Source organism: Paraburkholderia haematera, assembly GCF_905220975.1.
Lineage (GTDB): Bacteria > Pseudomonadota > Gammaproteobacteria > Burkholderiales > Burkholderiaceae > Paraburkholderia > Paraburkholderia haematera.
Window position 1 is genome coordinate 43,051 of record NZ_CAJNBK010000010.1, and the last position, 19,474, is coordinate 62,524.

The window sequence follows — 19,474 nt, forward strand, 5'->3', positions numbered from 1 at the left end:
AGTGCGGATACGGTGATGGCGGCGCACCATCGCCTTCATTGCACATAGCGGCGATGCAATGCTGCCGCCACCTCCGCGAATCGGGCGCGCAATTCTGGGGGAGCCAGCACGTCAGCCTCGGTTCCGAAGCGGAGCAACTCCGCGCACGCCTGCCTGACCGAGCCAACCGGCAGTGTGACTGTGCACCAGCCGTCGGTCGGATCCGGCTCACCGATTTTCGCGGCTGAGCGTGCGAACGGCGTGACAAAGACTTCGAGCATCTGCACGCCCCACGGCGACAGGCGCAGCGTCGCTTCATTCGCATGCATTTCTTCGGACAGCCGTTGCGCGCTGTCTTGCCAGTAAGCCGCCAGATCGAAGGCGGGCGGCCGCTCGAAAATTTCGTCCAGCGTGCTCAATTCGAGAATGCGCGAAATGCGATAGATGCGGATATCCGTGCCGACGCGCCCAACCACATACCAGGCCCCGCTTTTCAGCACGATGCCGAGCGGTTCGATCCGGCGAAATTTTTCGGCTTTCCAGCTCTGATAGCGAATCTGCAGCGGATGCTGCTCCCACACCGCGCTGGCAATCAACGGCAGATTCGCGGGTTGATCCGCATCGGCGAACCAGGCCGGGGCGTCGAGGTGAAAACGCGAACGCATGCGCTCAGCGGTCGAGCGCATTTCCACTGGCAGCGCGGCAAGCAGCTTGGTTTGCGCGCCGGCCATCACGGCGCCGAGACCGAGTGCCTGCATCGGTCCAGGCAGGCCCGCGAGGAACAGCGACTCCGCTTCCTGCGACGACAGGCCGTTCAGACGCGTACGGTATCCATCGAGCAGGCGATACCCGCCTTCCGCGCCACGTTCGCTCTGGACAGGGACGCCCGCGGCGCTCAAGGCGTCGATGTCGCGATAGATCGTGCGCAGAGAGACCGCGCATTCGTGAGCAAGGGACTGCGCGGTCACGCGTCCGCGCGCTTGCAGGGTCATCAGGATGGAAAGGAGGCGGCTGGCTCTCATACGGACAAGTGTAGTCATACCTGACACAAACTGACAGGTATGGGCGCTTAGGATGAGGGCATCCGGCGCCTGACGGACGCTGGCTTTTCCCCACGAGACGCTCACCTGGAAGGCCCACGCCATGACTACCGACCGCACGATCACGCTCTTTCACTCGCCGCAATGCCGCTCTGTCAGCGCACTCACGCTGCTCGAAGAGCTCGGTGCCCCGTACCAGCTAAAGGTGCTGAACATGAAGGCCGGCGAGCAGCGCAAGGCGCCGTATCTCGCGATCAATCCGCTCGGCAAGGTGCCGGCGATCCTCCACGGTGACGCGCTGATCACCGAACAGGTCGCCATCTTCATCTATCTGGCCGACCTGTTTCCCGAAGCGGGCCTCGCGCCTGCGCTCGACGATCCGTCGCGCGGGCCGTATCTGCGGTGGCTGGTGTACTACGCCGCATGTTACGAACCGGCGTTGGTCGACAAGGCGATGAAGCGCGAACCCGCGCCGCCCTCCACCTCACCGTACGGCGATTTCGATTCGATGCTCGGCACAGTGACGAGCCAGTTGGAGGCGTCGCCCTATTTGCTCGGCGACAAGATGTCGGCTGCGGATATTTTGTGGGGTATCGCGCTGCATTGGGGGATGATGTTCAAGCTGGTGCCGGAAACGCCAGTTGTGCTCGAATATGCTCAGCGCGTCTGTTCGCGGCCGAGCTTTGTGAAGGTGAGCGAGCGGGATGTCGCGCTGGCGGCCGAGCATGAGGCGGCGGCCAAAGGCGCTTGATGCTGCGGACTGACTGCGGGGCCTGCTCTGGGACTGCTGCGGCGATTTAGGCCGCGCAATGTAGGCGGCGGCCGGTCTGATCCGGTGTGCTCCGGTTCAATGCGCCAGGATTTGAGACAATGGGGGCCGCCCGTGAATGTCTTCCCGGGACAACCGGGCGTGCACTGGCCTTTCCAGCAGGTGCCGGCCCATTGAACAAGAGATGTTTTCAGGTATGAGCAAGACCATATTCATTCCCAGCGTCCCCGGGGCGTCGGAGGAAGACTTTGAAGTGTCGGCGACCTCGAAACTGACCGGCTACCGGCGTTTTTTCGGCGTGTTGAAAGTGGTTCGAACCACCGACGGCCGCGTGCTGTTCCCTTTCGACGGCGCGCCGGAACTTGGACCTTACGCGACCAAGCTGGAAGCCGTCGCGGCGGCGCAGGTCTATGGCGAGCACATTGTGACCAGCGACCTGGCGCGTCCGGAGTTGTAAGCGCCGGAGCATTAGCGTTTGTTTTGGCGGCCGCGATGGCGGCGGCGAGGCAGTGAGGTCTGTCATCGATGAAAAAAAAGGCCGCCCACAGGCGACCGTTTTTTCAGACAGAAGCTCGCCATAGCGAGCCTATCAACCTCACTCCACCGTCACCGACTTCGCCAGGTTGCGCGGCTTATCCACATCCGTGCCTCGCGCACACGCCGTGTGATACGCCAGCAACTGCAGCGGCACCACGTGCAGAATCGGCGACAGCAAGCCGTAGTGTTCCGGCATCCGGATTACGTGCAGACCTTCGTCATTCACGATCTTCGTATCCGCGTCCGCGAACACATAAAGCTCACCGCCGCGCGCCCGCACTTCCTGAATATTCGACTTAAGCTTCTCCAGCAGCGCGTCATTCGGTGCCACGGTCACGACCGGCATCGCTTCAGTCACGAGCGCCAGCGGCCCGTGCTTCAACTCGCCAGCCGGATACGCTTCCGCGTGAATATAGGAAATCTCCTTGAGCTTCAACGCGCCTTCGAGCGCGATCGGATAATGCAGGCCGCGCCCGAGGAACAACGCATGTTCCTTGCGCGAGAACTCTTCCGACCACGCGATGATCTGCGGCTCCAGCGCCAGCACGCTATTCAACGCAGCCGGCAAGTGACGCAGCAGTTTCAGATACCCGGCTTCCTGCTCCGGGGTCACCTGCCCGCGTAGCTTACCGAGCGTCGCGGCCAGCACGAACAGCGCAACCAGTTGCGTCGTGAACGCCTTCGTCGACGCCACGCCGATCTCGCGACCCGCGTGGGTCAGGAACGACAGTTCCGTCTGGCGCACCATCGCGCTCGTCCCGACGTTGCACACCGCGAGCGTATGTTTATGCCCGAGCGCCTGCGCGTGCTTGAGCGCCGCCAGCGTGTCGGCCGTTTCGCCCGACTGCGAGATCACCACCACCAGCGACTTCGGATTCGGCACCGACTCGCGGTAGCGATACTCGCTGGCAATTTCCACCTGGGTCGGGATCTTCGCGACCGACTCGAGCCAGTACTTCGCGGTCAGCCCCGAGTAGTAGCTCGTGCCGCACGCCAGAATCAGCAGGTTGTCGATGTCCGCGAACACCTTGTCGGCGCCCTCGCCGAATAGCGACGCGTCGAACGAATCGGCTTGCGGGATCGTGTCGGTAATCGCACGCGGCTGCTCGAAAATTTCCTTCTGCATGAAGTGACGATACGGGCCGAGTTCGACCGCGCCGCCATACGCCGCGACCTGACGCACTTCGCGCTGCGCTTCGTTGCCGTCGCGATCGGCGATACGCACGCCTTCGAGCGACAGTTCGCAGACGTCGCCTTCTTCCAGGAAGATGAAGCGTTCGGTGCTGCCGGCAAGCGCCAACGCATCCGAAGCGAGGAAGTTCTCGCCGTTGCCGAGTCCCACCACCAGCGGCGAACCTTGCCGCGCGCCAACCACCGTATGCGGCTGAACTTTGTGCAGCACCGCGATCGCGTACGCGCCGTGCAACTGCGTGACGGCTTCACGCACCGCCGCGAACAGGTCGCCGCGATACAGGCTGTGAATCAGGTGAGCAATAACCTCTGTGTCGGTCTGCGAGACAAACGTGTAACCCTTGCCCCGCAACATTTCCCGCAGCGATTCGTAGTTCTCGATGATGCCGTTGTGTACCAACGCAAGCTCATCTTTCGAGAAGATCGGGTGGGCGTTATCGGTCACCGGCGCGCCGTGCGTCGCCCAGCGCGTATGCGCGATACCCGTGATGCCTTCAAGGTGGCTCTCATGCACCTGCTCGTCCAGATCGGCAACGCGCGCTACGCTGCGAGCACGACGCGGCCCGCTGTCGCCGAGAACGGCCACGCCGCAGGAATCGTAGCCGCGATACTCGAGGCGACGCAGTCCTTCGATCAGGACGGGAACGATATTACGTTGCGCAACCGCGCCGACAATGCCACACATGGCTTATTCCTTTTCAGTGCTGGGTTTCAGGGAGCGCGCCTCGGGCGCGCGTCACGCCCATCAACTTTTCTTCTTGGCCGGGCGTACATAGCCCGGCTTGCTTGTTTGGGTCTTGTCGTTCAGGACCAGCATGTCTTCTTCAACGTCCTTCCAGACCGTTGTGCCCGCAGCGATCGTCACGCCGCGCTTCACGCGCACGGGCGCAACGAGTTGCGTGTCGGAGCCGACAAACACATCGTCCTCAATGATCGTGCGAAATTTGTTCGCGCCGTCGTAGTTGCAGGTGATGGTACCCGCGCCGATATTCACGCGCGCCCCGATATCCGCATCGCCGATATACGTGAGGTGGTTTGCCTTCGAGCCATGGCCCAACACCGCGTTCTTGACTTCGACGAAGTTGCCGACGTGCGATTCGTCCTGCAACAACGCGCCCGGACGCAGCCGCGCATAGGGGCCGAGCACGACGTTCGCCCCGACTTCCGCGCCTTCGATGTGCGTGAACGCGTCGATGCGCGTACCGGCCCCGATCTTCGCATTGCGGATGACGCAATTTGGCCCGACCGTCACGTTGTCGGCCAGCGTGACGCGGCCTTCGAATACGCAGTTCACGTCAATCGAGACGTCGCGGCCGCATTCGAGCGTGCCGCGCACGTCGAGGCGAGCCGGGTCGGCAAGCGTCACGCCCGCGACCAGCAGCGCTTCCGCGACATTGTGCTGATGAATCCGTTCGAGTTCGGCTAGCTGCTGCTTGCTATTCACGCCGAGCGTTTCCCACTCTTCGTCAGGCTGGGTGGTGACGACTTCGAGTCCCGCCTCGATCGCCATTTCGACCGCGTCGGTCAGGTAAAACTCGCCCTGCGCGTTGTCGTTCTTCAACGCCGCGAGCCAGCCGCCAAGGCGCCCGGTCGGCGCGACGATGATGCCGGTGTTGATCTCCGCGATCTTGAGCTGCTCGGGCGTTGCGTCTTTCTGTTCGACAATGCGCGACACCTTGCCGTGCTGATCGCGCACGATGCGGCCGTAGCCGCTGGGGTCGTCGAGCGTGACGGTGAGCACGCCGTAGCCGTCGCGGCCCGCGCGATGGGTCAGCGCCTGCAGCGTGCTGGCGCGCGTGAGCGGCACATCGCCGTACAGCACCAGCGTGGGTTCGGACGGATCGAGCAAGGGCAGCGCCTGCTGCACCGCGTGGCCCGTGCCGAGTTGCTGCTCCTGCGCGGCGAACTGGACGTCCGGCGCCGCTACCGCTTGACGCACGGCTTCGGCGCCATGACCGACCACCACGACCAGACGCGTGGGCTTGAGCGCACGAGCAGTGTCGATGACATGAGCGAGGAGCGGCCGGCCGGCCAGAGGATGGAGCACCTTGGGAAGCGCGGACCGCATGCGCTTACCGGTGCCTGCCGCCAAAATAACGATGTTCATGGCGTCGGCAATCAGACGAGTTTGGAGCCGACGATTCTATCACGCAGCCTATGACGGCAAAGGCCGCCGGCGCGGCCTTACAACGAGCGGAAATGCGTGAAATCGCACATTTCCCGCGTGCTTTTTGCCTGTCCCCGCGCCGCTCACATATCGTCGAACTGGACGATCGAGATCGGTTTCGATCCGTTGAGCAACGCGCCGTCACCGGTGTCGGTCGAACACGGCTCTTCGTCGAAGGCGATATCGCCTTGCGGATCCGCCTCGCCGCTTGCGCGCAGGCCGGCGAACGGGAACAGCTTGTGATCCATCAGGTGCGACGGCACGATGTTCGACAACGCATTGAACATGTTCTCGATGCGGCCCGGGAAGCGCTTCTCCCAATCGCGGATCAGCGCTTTCATTTCCGCGCGTTTCAGGTTCGGCTGGCTGCCGCACAGGTTGCACGGAATGATCGGGAATTCGCGCAGCTCGGCGTACTTTTCCAGATCGGTTTCCTTCACGTAGGCGAGCGGGCGGATCACGATGTTCTTGCCGTCGTCCGATTGCAGCTTGGGCGGCATGCCCTTCAGCTTGCCGCCGTAGAACATGTTCAGCAGCAGCGTTTGCAGAATGTCGTCGCGATGATGGCCGAGCGCGATCTTGGTCGCGCCGAGCTCGCCCGCCACGCGATACAGAATGCCGCGCCGCAGCCGCGAGCACAGCGAGCAGGTGGTCTTACCTTCCGGCACCAACCGCTTGACGATGCTGTACGTATCCTGGTTCTCGATGTGAAACGGGATGTCGAGCTGCTTCAGGTACTCGGGCAGCACGTGCTCCGGAAAGCCCGGCTGCTTCTGGTCGAGATTCACCGCAACAATGTCGAAGTTGATCGGCGCGCGTTCGCGCAACCGCATCAGGATCTCGAGCATCGCGTAGCTGTCCTTGCCGCCCGACAGGCACACCATCACCTTGTCGCCTTCCTCGATCATATTGAAGTCGCCGATCGCCTCACCGACCTGGCGCGCGAGCCGCTTGAACAGCTTGTTGTTCTCGTAGGCTTCTTTCTGCTCGCGGCGCGTAAGCGGCGCCTTGCCGGTGGGGGCGTGCGCGGACTCGCCTGCCTCAGGGGCCGCAGTGCCGTTCAGGATTTCCTGAGCATTCATGGCTCAATCCTCTTTGATTCGGAAGACTTCGACGCCCACCGCGTCGCAGTCGGGATAGACATCCGGTTTTTCCGTCGACACACACACCGCGCGCACCTGCGGATGATCGAGCAGGGCCGTGACGAGGTCGTCGCAGAGAGTTTCCTGCAGGTGAATATGACCTTGTTCGACGCGGCGCGCGATGGTCGAGCGCATGAAGTCGTAATCGACGACTTCATGCAATTTGTCCTGAACCGGCGTGGACATCGCGAGCGGCACGAACAGTTCGACGTTGATCACGACGCGCTGTTCGCCGCGCTTTTCGAAGTCGTGCACGCCGATATTGATGTGCACTTCGTAATTGCGCAGAAAGAGCCGGCGGCAATCGGCGAGCCGGGGATGCGAAAGAGCGGCAAACATGTTCGTTCCAGTCGAAAAAAGCGTGCGGGGCACGCAAAGGGACGCTTCAACGCGCGAACGGCCGCCGGCTTTGGCCGGCAACCAGCACGCACGCCAATCAGGCGCCCGTCAAAAACATAACGTCGCGCGGCAGCGGCACAAGGTGCTGCCCGCCGTCGACCACCAGCGTCGTTCCGGTGACGCCCGCTGCATCGGCGAGATACAGCGCGGCGGCGACAATATCCTCCGGCCGCGACGCGCGGCCCAAAGGCGTAGTTCGGTGAGCAGCTTCAAAATCAGCCGGCGTTTGATCGCCGGATTGCATCGTCAGACCGGGCGCTAGCCCAACCACACGCACTTTCGGCGCCAACGCCTGCGCCAATGCAACCGTCGCCGTCTGCAACGCTGCTTTTGACAGCGTGTACGACAGGTAGTCCGGATTCATGTTGTAGAGCTTCTGGTCCAGCACGTTGATAACCACGCTGCGCTGGCTTTCATCGGTGCGCGCGGCTTCCGGCGTGGCCTCGAACAGCATACGCGCCAACACGAGCGGCGCGCCGAGATTCATCGCCGTCAACTTCAGCAAAAGGTCGTAACCGACGTTGCTCGCCGTGTCTTCTTCGAAGCGCGACGCATTGTTGACGATACAGAGCGGGCGGCCCAGCGCGGCAACACAGGCTGGCATGAGCTGCTCGACCTGGGCTTCGTCGCCCAATTCCGCGTGCAGCGCCACCGCCCGGCGGCCCAAGGCGACGATTTCCGCGACCACTTCGTCGGCTTCCTTGCGCGACGCGCCGTAATGGACCGCCACGTCCCAGCCGCGCGCGGCGAAACCGAGCGCGAGCGAGCGCCCGATGCGGCGGGCGGCGCCGGTAATCAGCACGATGCGCGGCGTTTCAGGCGCGTGGGCGGCGGCGGTGTCCAGAGGGGCGGTCATTTACAATGTGGGGATGAATCCGAAAGCTCACCAACCCGATAGTTTACCTGCTCCCGGCCCGAGCGCGCTTGCGCAGTCCGAAGCGCTGGTCGCGCAGATCCGTGCGGAGCTCGAAGCAGCAGGCGGCTGGCTGCCCTTCGACCGCTATATGGAGCGCGCGCTTTACGCGCCGGGACTCGGCTATTACAGCGGCGGCGCCCGCAAATTCGGCCTGCGCGGCGACGATGGCAGCGACTTCGTTACGGCGCCGGAAATGTCGCCGCTATTCGCCGAAACGCTGGCGCGCCCGCTCGCCGAGGCATTGCAGGCAAGCGGCACGCGCGACGTGATGGAATTCGGCGCCGGTACGGGCAAACTCGCCGCCGGCTTGCTGAACGCGCTCGACGCGCTGGGTGTCGAGTTCGACAGCTACGCGATCGTGGATTTATCGGGTGAGTTGCGCGAGCGCCAACGCGAGACGATCGAGGCCGCGGCCCCTGCGCTGGCCGCGAAGGTACGCTGGCTGGACGCATTGCCGGAAAGTTTTGCAGGCGTGGTGATCGGCAACGAGGTGTTGGACGCAATGCCCGTGCGGCTTTTTTCCCTTACCGGCGGCGCCTGGCACGAGCGCGGCGTGGTGTGGCGCGATGAGGTTTTTGCGTTCGACGACCGTCTGCCATCGGAAGCTGCGGACTTTGCGTTGCTGGCTGAAATCGAAACTGCCGGCAACGACTACGTCACTGAAACGCACGACGCTGCCCGTGCGTTCACGCGGACGATTTGCACCATGCTCACGCGTGGCGCGGCGTTCTTTATCGATTATGGTTTTCCGTGTCACGAGTACTACCATGAGCAGCGCGCGCAGGGTACGTTGATGTGCCATTACCGGCACCGGGCGCATGGTGATCCGTTTGTTTATCCGGGCTTACAGGACATCACGGCGCACGTGGAATTTACCGGCATTGCCGAAGCTGGCGTCGAGGCGGGGGCGGACTTATTGGGGTTCACTTCGCAGGCGCGGTTCTTGTTGAATGCGGGGATTACCGAGGCGTTATCGGCGCTCGATCCTTCTGACACGGCGAGGTTTTTGCCTGCGGCGAATGCGGTGCAGAAATTGTTGTCTGAAGCCGAGATGGGCGAGCTGTTCAAAGTGATCGCGTTTTCGCGCGGACTGGATGACACGTTGCAGGCGTTTGCCGGCGGCGACCGGTCACATACGCTTTGATTTTTTGCCTTAGGGATTTGTGATGATCCGCTGGCTGTTGACTACGTTTGTGGCGGTGGCGGTGTTGTCGGCCTGCTGGCCGTGGCTCAGGAAGATCGGGATTGGGCGGATGCCTGGTGATGTGACATTGCGCCTCTTCGGGCGGGAGTATCCGTTTCCGTTTATGTCGACGTTGGTGCTTTCTATGGTTTTGTCGATTCTTGCCAGGGTTTTGGCTTAGCGGCGCTTTGGTTGTCTGTGTTTTTATGGTGTTGGCCTTTCCTTGCTTTGCTATTGGTCTATTAGCGTTGCCCCTGTGCGGGGCGGCACTCACTTCTCTTTGCCTGCCGCAAAGAGAAGTAAGCAAGAGAAAGCGGCTTAAACCGCTAATTCTTAAGCGGGTCCCCCGCGCAGTTGCGGTAGTGGTGCATCTGGAATCTGAGTTCCCGCACATTCGGCGTTAGTGACTAAGGGCTCATTCGCTCCCACTCCGCACTGCGTGCGTCGCGGACCGGTCTTCATGGGAAACCTTGGGGCTTCGGTTACGCGCAGCGGGGCCATCGGCTTCGCCTCGGCACGGGCGGATCTGCAAGACGAACGCGAGACTTCGATCGAGGTCCATGGCGCCACCGACTTTGCCTCAGCGAGGTGCCGAAAAATACATCTGTTTTCGAACGTGCCGCCCGCCGCTCCGAGTGGCGACAAGCCGCGGCAGCGCATGCAAGTGTAAATTCGCACTTCGAATGAAACGCTGGTGCATGGAAGAAACGTTGGTGACGCAACGGTGAATCGCGGCGGCGGGTGAAACTCGCGCACGAAACCAAACAGATGGTTCTATGAAATACGCGTCGGCGCGCGCAGCGCCGCCGGAAGTATGACGCCCTTGTCACTCACGCCGAATGCGCGAGAACACCGATTCCAGATGCACCACTACCGTGGCTGCGCGGGGGACCCGCTTAAGAATTAGCGGTGTGAGCCGCTTTCTCTTGCTTACTTCTCTTTGCGGCAGGCAAAGAGAAGTGAGTGCCGCCCCGCACAGGGGCAACGCTAATAAACCACTAAGAAAACAAGGAAAGGCCAAAACCATAAAAACACAGACAACCAAACGCCGAACAGGCAAAAAAAACCCTCACAAAAGCGCCACTTCAACAGCGCGAACGCGCTCCTGATGCACCGCATCCTTAATCCCTGCAGGCGAGTCAGCAAGCCGCCCCGCCACAGCACCCGCATCCACCCCCCGCGCAGCAACAAGCGCAATCCGCAAACGCTCAGCCTGCGGATACTCCCGCATCTCAAACCCAAGCCGCCCACGCGCATCCGCCTCGCAAGCCTGCAAGGCTTCAGCAAACCGCGCAGGTTTCCGAATCGCATCGCTGCGCTCAAGCAGCCTCACCAACGCCGCAGCCCCCATCTCCATCACGCGATGAATATTCCCGTGCTCGCGCGCAACGAGCAGCGCCAGATCGCGGCATTCATTCGGCACCCGCAGCCGCTCGCATAAAGGTTTCAGCAAATCGACGCTGCGCCCCTCGTGACCGATATGCCGCGGCAGCACATCCTCAGGCGTAGTCGCCTTGCCCAGATCGTGCGTCAACGCAGCAAATCGCACGGCCAGTGCGTACCCCTGCGCGGCCGCATGGTCGAGCACCATCATCACATGCACGCCCGTATCCACCTCGGGGTGATAGTCGGCCCGCTGCGGTACGCCGAACAACGCGTCGATCTCCGGCAGAATTCGCACCAACGCGCCACATTCCCGCAGCACCTCGAACATCCGGGACGGCTTCTTCTCCATCAGCCCGCGCGACACTTCCTGCCACACGCGCTCAGCCACCAGCGCATCCACCTCGCCGTCGCCCACCATCTTGCGCATCAGCGCCATCGTCTCCGGCGCCACCGTGAAATCGACGAAGCGCGCCGCAAACCGCGCAATCCGCAAAATCCGCACAGGGTCTTCGAGAAACGCATCGCTGACATGACGAAACAGCCGCGCCTGCAAATCGCCATGGCCGTTGAACGGGTCGATCACCGGGCCGGTCAGTTCGCCGTCCGGACGCACTTCACGCGCCATTGCGTTGATCGTCAGGTCGCGGCGCGCAAGATCCTCCTCGAGCGTGACGTCGGGCGCATAGAAGAACTGGAAACCGTGATAGCCCGCCGCCGTCTTGCGCTCGGTGCGCGCGAGCGCATATTCCTCGTGCGTCTGCGGGTGCAGGAATACCGGGAAATCCTTGCCCACCGGACGATAGCCTTGCGCCACCATCTGCTCGGGCGTCGCGCCAACCACCACGTAGTCGCGATCCTGCACCGGCACGCCCAATAACTCGTCGCGAATCGCTCCGCCGACCGCGTAAATATTCATGGGCATTCGTCTAGATAGGGCGCCGTGTGCGTTTCGCGAAGCGCGTTGTCGATCCAGGCCTTCACCGCCGGCAACGCCGTCACGCGACGAACATACGCCGCGGCGGTTTCGGACAAGCTGGGCTGCCACGTGTTGAAGCGCATCACGACCGGCGCATACATCGCGTCGACAATACCGAACTCGCCGAACAGGAACGGGCCGCCGTGGGTCGCGAGGCACTGGCTCCAGATCGCCTCGATACGCGCGATATCGGCGAGCACACCTGGCGTAGCATTCTTCCCGGGAAACGACGCGCGAATGTTCATCCACATGTTCGAGCGCAAGTCGCCAAAGCCCGAATGCATCTCGGCGCTCACGCTACGCGCGTGGCTGCGCGCCGCCGGGTCGCGCGGCCATAGGGCATGCTGCGGGAAGCGCTCGGCCAGCGTCTCGGCGATCGCCAGCGAATCCCACGTGGCCGATCCGTCGTCGCCGATCAAACACGGCACCTTGCCCGGCCCTGTCGGGGCATGAGCCAGAATCGCGGACTTCGTGCCGGGTTCATTCAAATGGATCAACACCTCTTCGACCGGGATGCCGAAATGTTTGAACAGCAGCCACGGACGCATCGACCATGACGAGTAGTTCTTGTCGCCGATAAGCAGTTTCATGCTTTGTTTAAAGGAGTGGATAAAAAGGTTCAGCGCCCCGCGCTGGCGCGAAATGTGTCGAAGCGCGAACGCGTCGATGCGCCGGTCAGATACACGGGTGCGATCGTTTCGATGCTGGCAGGTTCAATCCCGAGTTCGGGCGCAAGAGGTCGGCTCAACACGTTGTCGACTTTCATGGAATCGAGATTGTCGCGCGAGATCACCGGTTCACCCGGCGCCATTTCGAACGTCAACGCCTGCAAACGCGCCAACGCTTCAGGCAGACGAATGATCCGCGCATGCCGGCCAATCACGTCGCCGCAATACTTGACGAGGTCTTCGAGCGCATAGACAGTCGGGCCGCCCAGTTCGTAAGTATGGCCGCTAGCCGCGTCGAGATCGAGCACGTTGCAGATCGCTTTCGCCACGTCGCCGACGTACACCGGCTGGAATTTTGCATCCGGCATGGCAAGTGGAATCACCGGGAACATCCGCTGCAGGAACGCGAACTTGTTGAGGAACTGGTCTTCGGGACCGAACACCACGGACGGGCGGAAAATCGTCCACGCCAGATTCGCCGCGTGCACGGCCTTTTCGCCGTCACCCTTGGACCGCGAGTACATGCTCGGCCCGTTTAGATCGGCGCCGAGCGCACTGATATGAATCAACCGATGCACGCCCTTGCCTTCGCAAGCCGCAACGATTTTAGTCGGCAATTCGACGTGCGTGCGCGCGAACTCCGGTCCATAAGGCGTACCGCGTTTGCCATGCAGCGTGGCAACGAGGTTGATGACGCAATCGGCGCCTTCGACGAAACGCGCGAGCTGCACCGGATCGAACACGTCGGCCTCGATCACGTCGATGGGGAGCAGGGTGAGATGGCGGGCGTTGTAGCGGCGCCGGGTGGCGATGCGCACGTCTTTGCCCATTTCAACAAGGGCGTTGGCGAGATGGCTGCCGATAAAACCGGAACCGCCGATGAGCGCAACGGCTTGATGTCGCATTTTCGACTCCCTGGTGGAAGCCGTGGCAACGGCTGGCGTGGCGCACCGCCGCATCAGAAATGATGCGGCGGCGGCACGGCGCTTACGGTGCGATATAACCCAGACGCGCCTTCAGCGATTGCGGACGGCCTTCGAACAATGCCGCGTAGTAGACCGTGTTAGACAAGACATTCTTTACGTAGTCGCGCGTTTCCTGGAACGGAATCGCCTCGGCAAAGATCGCGCCTTCAACCGGGCGCTGCAACGATTGCCGCCAGTTGCGCGGACGGCCGGGACCGGCGTTGTAACCGGCAGTGGCCAGCACAGCGGACCCGTCGAACTGATTGTAGATCATCGACAGATAGTTCGTGCCGAGCAGGATGTTGGTGTTGATGTCGTTCATCTGCTCGCGCGAAATCGGACCGAGACCGATCTTCTTCGCCACGAGTTGCGCGGTGCCCGGCATCAACTGCATCAGACCGCTGGCGCCGACGTCCGAGCGCGCGTTCATGATGAAGCGCGATTCCTGGCGAATCAGCCCGTACGCCCATTCGACGTCGAGCCCGTTCGACTGCGCATCGCGCTCCACGATGTCCTTGAACGGCGACAAATAGCGCAGCGAGAAATCGTGCTCGCTCTTCGTGCGGTCCGCCGTGTTGACGGTGCGGTCATATAACTCGATACGGCGCGCATATTCGGCAACGGCGATCAGTTGCCGGTCGCTCATGTTGCGAAGCGGCCAGTTCCATTCGCGATTGCCTTCGAGCCGCAGATTCAGCGCATAGAACCGCTGCGCCAGATCGAAACCCGGCGTGTTGCCGGCCTGCTGGATTTCGGCGTCGGTCACTGTCGTTTTCGGCGGCACCGTGATCTTCTGGCCGAGCTCTTCCGCAGCCAGCTGGCCGTAGAAATTGAAGCCCTGTGAGATCGACTCGAATTCCTGGTTGGCTGTGGTCGTGTCGCCGCCCTGCTTGAGCGCACGGGCATGCCAGTACACCCACGACGGCTGATTGCGCAGCGCCGCCGGCATCTGTTCGATCGACCAGCGCACCATCGTCCAGTCGCCTGCGAGCAGCGCGGAGCGGGTGCGCCATTCGTACGCCGGGTTCGACAGCGGCGCATTCACCGAGAGCCGGTACCAGTCGACCGCGCTCGGCATCTGCTTGGTTGCGGCCTGATAGGCAATCGTGCCCCAACCGATTGCACGCTCGGGCGAGCTCAGCGACGGCGCCACCGAGGCGAACGTGGCCGCGGCCATGGCCGGATCGTTGCGCGCCATGCGCGTGATCGCGAGCAACGCGAGTTGGTGCGACTGCGTGTCCGGACCGACGCCGCGCGCCAGCAGCAACGGCGGCGTGCTCGTGGCCTGGCCGAACAGCACCGGGTCGGGCGGCTGGTTGCTGAGCGCATCGACCAGCTTGCTGCCGGTGCTGGTGTAGTTCTGCTCGTACGCGAGACGGATCTGTTGCCACACGTCGTCGGAACTGAATTGCTGGTTGACCGCCAGCGAGGTGATCAGATCGACGCAGCCGTCGCCATACCATTTCGGATCGACCAGCAGCGTACGCGCGGCGTCGGCAACATTCTCGCCACGCGCGGCACGCGATTCGAGCGCGTAGCATTTCACCTGCGTATCGTCGTTCAGCACGAAGCGCGCGTACTGCTGATCGAAGTTACGCCAGTCGTGACGCGCGCCGAGCACCGTGAGGTAGTCGTTGCGCAGGCGGTCGGCGATAGCCTGGCCGTCGTACTTCTGCAGGAACGACAGCACCGGCGCATCTGGCGCGTCGATGCGCGCATGGCCGCTGGAATCGAACAGCTGCGGCTTGATCTGGAAGTACTCCAGATACGAAGGCGCCGGATAGTTCGGGATCATGCTCGCCAGTTGCGCTGCGCGCGCCGCGTCATTCGTGCGGGCGGCTTCGCGAAGCTGGACGAAGGTCTGGTCGTCGTTCGTGAGTTGAGAAACGGGAATGGGCTTGACGGCGGAGGCCGTGCTGCACGCGACGAGTGCCGCAGCGGCAAGCGCCAGACCGGCCGCGCGATATACTCGATAGAGGCGTTTTGACATCGTTGTTTCTGGAGCGCGAATTGAACCCAAGCATAGCATGCAACCCCGTCGCAGAATCGAAAAAGGCGCTGCGCCGGATGCTATTGGAAGCAAGGCTACAAGCGGCTTCCAGGCCGGCGCACAACGCCGCGCTCAATCGTCGCATTCTCGACGCGTTGAAGCACTATGGCGTGAGCCGCGTGGGTTTCTATTGGCCGCTGTCGGGTGAATTCGACGCGCGCGCCGCGATCGCGATCTGGCTCTCGGCCGACCCGCAACGCGAGGCGAGTTTGCCGATCGTCAAGGAACGCGGCGCACCGCTCGAATTTCACGCGTGGGCGCCGGATACGCCGATGAAGATCGGCCATCACAAGATCGCCGAGCCCACTTCGGGGCGCGTCGTCATTCCTGATCTGTTGTTCGTGCCATGCGTCGGCTTTGATGCCGACGGCTACCGGCTCGGTTACGGCGGCGGTTACTACGATCGCACGCTCGCCGCCTGGCCGGGGTCGAAGAAGCCGGTTACCGTCGGCATTGCGTATGAAGCGTGCCGCACGGAGGCACTGCAGCGCGAAGCCCACGACATTCCGCTCGATCTGATCGTGACGGAAGGCGGCCTCTATCCACGTCAGGCGGATTAAGCGTTTGAGGAAGGCAGCGCGAGGCGCGTCCTTCACTCAACGCCCAAGCCGAATCCCGTTATAAAGACGCCGCCGCCCGCGCGGCCGTGTCATACAGACCGGACGCATTGCGCATCAGTTGCGCCGCCTCGCCGATCTGCTCGTTGGTCAGCCCGCTCTCCTTCAGCGTAGAAATCAGGCAATTCTCGCGCACCTCGCGGTACTTCAGACAGAGCTCACGGCCCGCATCGGTCGCTGAAAAGAACACTTCCTTGCCGGTCTTTTCGCTTTTTACATACCCTCTAGCTACGAGCTTCTTCAACGCATAGGTCGCGACGTGGGTGTCTTCGATGTTCAGCACGAAGCAGATGTCCGCCAGCTTCTTGCGCCGCTCGCGATGGCTGACGTGGTGCAGCAACGAGACCTCGATCGCGGTCATGTCCTTTTCGCCCGCTGCCGACATGCAGCGCACCATCCACCGGTTAAACGCGTTGCCCGCCATGATGAGTGCGTACTCCAGCTCGGACAGTTCCGCGCTTGTGTCAGACACGAGATGTTCCGAGGAGACGATCTTGGTGGGGTGGCGCGACATGATGAAGTTTCTCGAGAAACAGGATGGGAAGGTGTCGGGAGTGTACGACGAGCAATCCATTCCCGGGAGCCTGGCGAAAACGCTTATAGATAAATTGTTGATATTTTATTGATAATGTACGCTTCATACATCGCGACACCCTATGCCGGTAAATATCCATAGGGTCCGATATGCTCGACATTTCCGACTCGACTGGGCCATTAAGCGATGAGCCAACCACGAATCTTTCCGCTCGGCGATGCCGCCCTAGTCTGTGAGGCGCCACCGCCTGCCACGCTGGAATGCCAGCGGCGCGTGTGGGCCGCCGCCGAGGCCGCACGCGACTGGCCGCATGTGCTGGAGGTCGTACCGGGCATGAACAATCTCACGCTCGTATTCGATTCGCTCGAAGCCGATCGCGAAGCGCTGGTGAGCCGCTTGCGAGCGGCCTGGAACGCGGTGAGCGACACGCCCGCAACCGGCCGCGAAGTCGACATCCCGGTGCAATACGGCGGCGAGTTCGGGCCCGATCTGCAAACAGTCGCCAATCACACCGGTCTGAGCGTGCGCGAGGTCGTGCAGCGTCATACGGAAGGCGAGTACGTGGTGTTTTTTCTCGGCTTCCAGCCGGGCTTCGCCTATATGGGCGGGCTCGACAAAGCCCTGCATACGCCGCGCCGTTCGTCGCCGCGGCTGGAAGTGCCGGCCGGTTCGGTCGGCATCGGCGGTGAGCAGACCGGCATTTATCCGGCGACCTCTCCCGGCGGCTGGCAATTGATCGGCCGCACCGACCTGCCGCTGTTCGATCCGGCCCGGCGCCCGCCCACGCTGTTGCAACCGGGCGACCGGGTGCGCTTTACCGTCGCGGGGATACAGGCATGATCGATGTGATTCGCGCGGGTCTTCTGACTACGATTCAGGATCTCGGCCGTCACGGCTACCGGCACCTCGGCGTCGCGATGGGTGGCGCGCTCGACCGTCTGTCGCTCGAAGTCGGCAACCGGCTGGTCGGCAACCGGCCCGATGCGGCCGGCCTGGAAATTACCTTCGGCCCGACGGTGCTGCGCTTCCTGCGCGCCACACGCGTGGCCATCACCGGCACCGAATTCGGCGCGACGCTCGACGGCAAGCCGGTCTATTCGTGGTGGAGCCTGCCGGTGCAGGCGGGCCAGGAACTGGTTCTGCAAGCCGCCAAACGCGGCATGCGCGGCTATGTCTGCATCGCCGGCGGCATCGACGTCTTGCCGATGCTCGGCTCGCGCAGCACCGATCTCGCCGGCCATTTCGGCGGCCTCGGCGGCCGGGCGCTACACGATGGCGATCGACTGCCCGTCGGCGCGCCGCCACAACGCGGCCACCTCGGCTTTACCCCCGAAGCGCCTGAGTTCGGCGTGAAGGCGCCCGCCTGGTGCAAGTTCGTGCTGGTTCACGAGCCGCTGCGGCGCGGCCGGCATCCGTCCGGCGTGCCGTGGGCGGTGCCGATCCGCGTGCTGCAAGGCCCTGAATACGACAGCTTCACTGCAGAAGCGCACGAATCGTTCTGGTCCGATGAATGGCTCGTGACGCCGAACAGCAACCGCATGGGCTACCGCCTCGCCGGCGCGGAACTGAAGCGCACCCAGAAAAACGATCTGCTCTCGCACGCCGTGTTGCCCGGCACGATCCAGGTTCCGCCGAGCGGCCAGCCGATCGTGCTGATGAGCGATGCGCAGACCACCGGCGGCTATCCGAAAATCGGCGCCGTGATCCAGGCCGATCTCTGGAAGCTCGCGCAGGTTCGCCTGAACGCCGCCATTCGTTTCATCCCGACGACGCCCTTTGAGGCCCGTCAGGCTTTACTGGAAGAACGCACGTATTTGCGGCAGATCGACGCCGCGATTGCCATGCACGAAGAACGCTGCGCGCGCCAGCCGGCGGCCGCGGCGCTGTAATAACGAGCGCCCCCAAACCAGGCGCTTCGCACCAGGCCCCCGAGGGGACTTCCTGCGGAGCGGAAAACCTGGGGCGGCCGGGCGTTTTCTTGAGAGCAGAGGAACACCATGGAAATCGATTTGAACGCCGACCTCGGCGAAGGCTGCGGCTCCGACGAGGCGCTGCTCGACCTCGTCAGTTCGGCCAACATCGCGTGCGGCTGGCACGCGGGCGGCGCCAACGCCATGCGTGATTGCGTGCGATGGGCTGTGCAAAAAGGCGTGTCGATCGGCGCACATCCAAGCTTTAACGATCCTGAGAATTTTGGCCGCAAGGAAATGGATCTGCCGGCCAACGAAATCTATGCGGGCGTGCTGTATCAGCTCGGCGCATTGTCGGCGATCGCGCAGGCCGAGGGAGGACGCATCGCGCACGTCAAGCCGCACGGTGCGCTCTACAACCAGGCCGCGCGCGACGCGAAGATCGCCGACGCGATCGTCTCGGCGGTCCATGATTTCGACCCGTCGGTCGCGGTGTTCGCGCTCGCCAACAGCGGACTCGTGACAGCCGCGCGCGAGGCGGGTCTGATCGCCATCGAAGAAGTATTCGCCGACCGCGGCTATCGCGCCGACGGCTCGCTGGTGCCGCGCAAGGAGCCCGGCGCGCTGCTCGACGACGAAGACGAGGTGCTCGAACGCACGCTCGCCATGGTGCGCGAGCGCCGCGTGCGGTCCGTGGACGGACACTGGGTGCCGCTCAATGCGCAAACCATCTGCCTGCACGGCGACGGCCCGCACGCGCTGGCGTTCGCACGGCGCATCCGCAGCGCGCTGCAGGAAGCAGGCATTGAAGTTCACGCGGCCGGCGCCGCGAGCGTCTGATCCGCGCGTCGACCCACGCGAGCCGGACAGCGCGATTCAACCGTTGCCCAACCCCGAACCCAGAACGCCCCGCTCCTTGCGGGGCGTTTGCCAGGTGCAGCACGTATTGCCGTACCCACCGTACCCGCAGTGGTACGGCGGACAAGCAGCAGGTGCAGGTGTAGTCGAAGCAACGCGGCCAGCAAGAGCCGTGGCAGCAAGACG

At 62.9% G+C, this 19,474-nt stretch carries 19 protein-coding genes; 8 read left to right on the plus strand and 11 right to left on the minus strand.

Going from position 1 to position 19,474, the window contains the following annotated elements; translation table 11 throughout:
- Positions 1–35: 35 nt before the first annotated feature.
- Positions 36–1,019 (minus strand): helix-turn-helix transcriptional regulator, encoded by a 984-nt coding sequence (locus KHO23_RS18710; RefSeq protein WP_236066914.1) that lies wholly within the window; start codon positions 1,017–1,019, stop codon positions 36–38.
- A gap of 103 nt (positions 1,020–1,122) precedes the next feature.
- Between KHO23_RS18710 and KHO23_RS18715 the strand changes: the two genes are divergently transcribed.
- Together KHO23_RS18715 and KHO23_RS18720 are read left to right on the plus strand one after the other, a co-directional pair.
- On the plus strand, positions 1,123–1,770 hold the full coding sequence (locus KHO23_RS18715; RefSeq protein WP_211612715.1) for a glutathione S-transferase family protein: 648 nt from the start codon (positions 1,123–1,125) through the stop codon (positions 1,768–1,770).
- Between the two features lie 214 nt (positions 1,771–1,984).
- Positions 1,985–2,245, plus strand: a complete 261-nt coding sequence (locus tag KHO23_RS18720; RefSeq protein WP_211612716.1) for a DUF6723 family protein — start codon at positions 1,985–1,987, stop codon at positions 2,243–2,245.
- Positions 2,246–2,383: 138 nt separating this feature from the next.
- Here the strand turns inward: KHO23_RS18720 and glmS are convergent, their stop codons facing one another.
- From glmS to KHO23_RS18745, 5 genes are all read right to left on the minus strand, one after another.
- Positions 2,384–4,201, minus strand: a complete 1,818-nt coding sequence (gene glmS, locus KHO23_RS18725; protein WP_211612717.1) for a glutamine--fructose-6-phosphate transaminase (isomerizing) — start codon at positions 4,199–4,201, stop codon at positions 2,384–2,386.
- 60 nt (positions 4,202–4,261) lie between these two features.
- The gene (gene glmU / locus KHO23_RS18730; RefSeq protein WP_211612718.1) at positions 4,262–5,623 is read right to left on the minus strand and encodes a bifunctional UDP-N-acetylglucosamine diphosphorylase/glucosamine-1-phosphate N-acetyltransferase GlmU; all 1,362 of its coding nucleotides are present in this window, start codon (positions 5,621–5,623) and stop codon (positions 4,262–4,264) included.
- A gap of 143 nt (positions 5,624–5,766) precedes the next feature.
- Positions 5,767–6,765: a tRNA 2-thiocytidine(32) synthetase TtcA gene (ttcA, locus tag KHO23_RS18735; RefSeq protein ID WP_211612719.1), complete on the minus strand. Its 999-nt coding sequence runs from the start codon at positions 6,763–6,765 to the stop codon at positions 5,767–5,769.
- A gap of 3 nt (positions 6,766–6,768) precedes the next feature.
- The gene (locus KHO23_RS18740; RefSeq protein WP_211612720.1) at positions 6,769–7,164 is read right to left on the minus strand and encodes a dihydroneopterin aldolase; all 396 of its coding nucleotides are present in this window, start codon (positions 7,162–7,164) and stop codon (positions 6,769–6,771) included.
- Positions 7,165–7,261: 97 nt separating this feature from the next.
- Positions 7,262–8,080, minus strand: a complete 819-nt coding sequence (locus KHO23_RS18745; protein WP_211612721.1) for an SDR family oxidoreductase — start codon at positions 8,078–8,080, stop codon at positions 7,262–7,264.
- Between the two features lie 13 nt (positions 8,081–8,093).
- Between KHO23_RS18745 and KHO23_RS18750 the strand changes: the two genes are divergently transcribed.
- Positions 8,094–9,284: a class I SAM-dependent methyltransferase gene (locus tag KHO23_RS18750; protein WP_211612722.1), complete on the plus strand. Its 1,191-nt coding sequence runs from the start codon at positions 8,094–8,096 to the stop codon at positions 9,282–9,284.
- 22 nt (positions 9,285–9,306) lie between these two features.
- Positions 9,307–9,504 (plus strand): DUF2905 domain-containing protein, encoded by a 198-nt coding sequence (locus tag KHO23_RS18755; RefSeq protein ID WP_120297084.1) that lies wholly within the window; start codon positions 9,307–9,309, stop codon positions 9,502–9,504.
- A gap of 888 nt (positions 9,505–10,392) precedes the next feature.
- Here the strand turns inward: KHO23_RS18755 and KHO23_RS18760 are convergent.
- The 4 genes from KHO23_RS18760 to KHO23_RS18775 form a co-directional block, all read right to left on the minus strand.
- Positions 10,393–11,625 (minus strand): multifunctional CCA addition/repair protein, encoded by a 1,233-nt coding sequence (locus KHO23_RS18760; RefSeq protein ID WP_211612723.1) that lies wholly within the window; start codon positions 11,623–11,625, stop codon positions 10,393–10,395.
- On the minus strand, positions 11,622–12,275 hold the full coding sequence (locus KHO23_RS18765) for a glutathione S-transferase family protein (RefSeq protein WP_211612724.1): 654 nt from the start codon (positions 12,273–12,275) through the stop codon (positions 11,622–11,624). Before KHO23_RS18765 ends, KHO23_RS18760 begins: the two co-directional genes overlap by 4 nt.
- A gap of 29 nt (positions 12,276–12,304) precedes the next feature.
- Entirely contained in the window at positions 12,305–13,258 is a 954-nt protein-coding gene (locus KHO23_RS18770; RefSeq protein ID WP_211612725.1) for a complex I NDUFA9 subunit family protein, read from the minus strand.
- An 82-nt stretch (positions 13,259–13,340) separates the two neighbouring features.
- Positions 13,341–15,308, minus strand: a complete 1,968-nt coding sequence (locus KHO23_RS18775) for a lytic transglycosylase domain-containing protein (protein WP_211612726.1) — start codon at positions 15,306–15,308, stop codon at positions 13,341–13,343.
- 77 nt (positions 15,309–15,385) lie between these two features.
- On the opposite strand from KHO23_RS18775, the gene KHO23_RS18780 reads away from it, so the two are divergent.
- Entirely contained in the window at positions 15,386–15,928 is a 543-nt protein-coding gene (locus KHO23_RS18780; RefSeq protein WP_236066915.1) for a 5-formyltetrahydrofolate cyclo-ligase, read from the plus strand.
- A gap of 58 nt (positions 15,929–15,986) precedes the next feature.
- On the opposite strand, the gene KHO23_RS18785 is transcribed toward KHO23_RS18780, so the two are convergent.
- Positions 15,987–16,499: a winged helix DNA-binding protein gene (locus tag KHO23_RS18785; protein ID WP_211612727.1), complete on the minus strand. Its 513-nt coding sequence runs from the start codon at positions 16,497–16,499 to the stop codon at positions 15,987–15,989.
- A gap of 207 nt (positions 16,500–16,706) precedes the next feature.
- On the opposite strand from KHO23_RS18785, the gene pxpB reads away from it, so the two are divergent.
- The 3 genes from pxpB (at position 16,707) to pxpA (ending at position 19,270) form a co-directional block, all read left to right on the plus strand.
- On the plus strand, positions 16,707–17,360 hold the full coding sequence (gene pxpB, locus KHO23_RS18790; protein ID WP_211612728.1) for a 5-oxoprolinase subunit PxpB: 654 nt from the start codon (positions 16,707–16,709) through the stop codon (positions 17,358–17,360).
- Positions 17,357–18,409, plus strand: a complete 1,053-nt coding sequence (locus KHO23_RS18795) for a 5-oxoprolinase subunit C family protein (protein ID WP_211612729.1) — start codon at positions 17,357–17,359, stop codon at positions 18,407–18,409. The genes pxpB and KHO23_RS18795 overlap by 4 nt, the downstream gene beginning before the upstream one ends.
- 108 nt (positions 18,410–18,517) lie before the next feature.
- Positions 18,518–19,270: a 5-oxoprolinase subunit PxpA gene (gene pxpA / locus KHO23_RS18800; RefSeq protein ID WP_211612730.1), complete on the plus strand. Its 753-nt coding sequence runs from the start codon at positions 18,518–18,520 to the stop codon at positions 19,268–19,270.
- Positions 19,271–19,474: the final 204 nt, after the last annotated feature.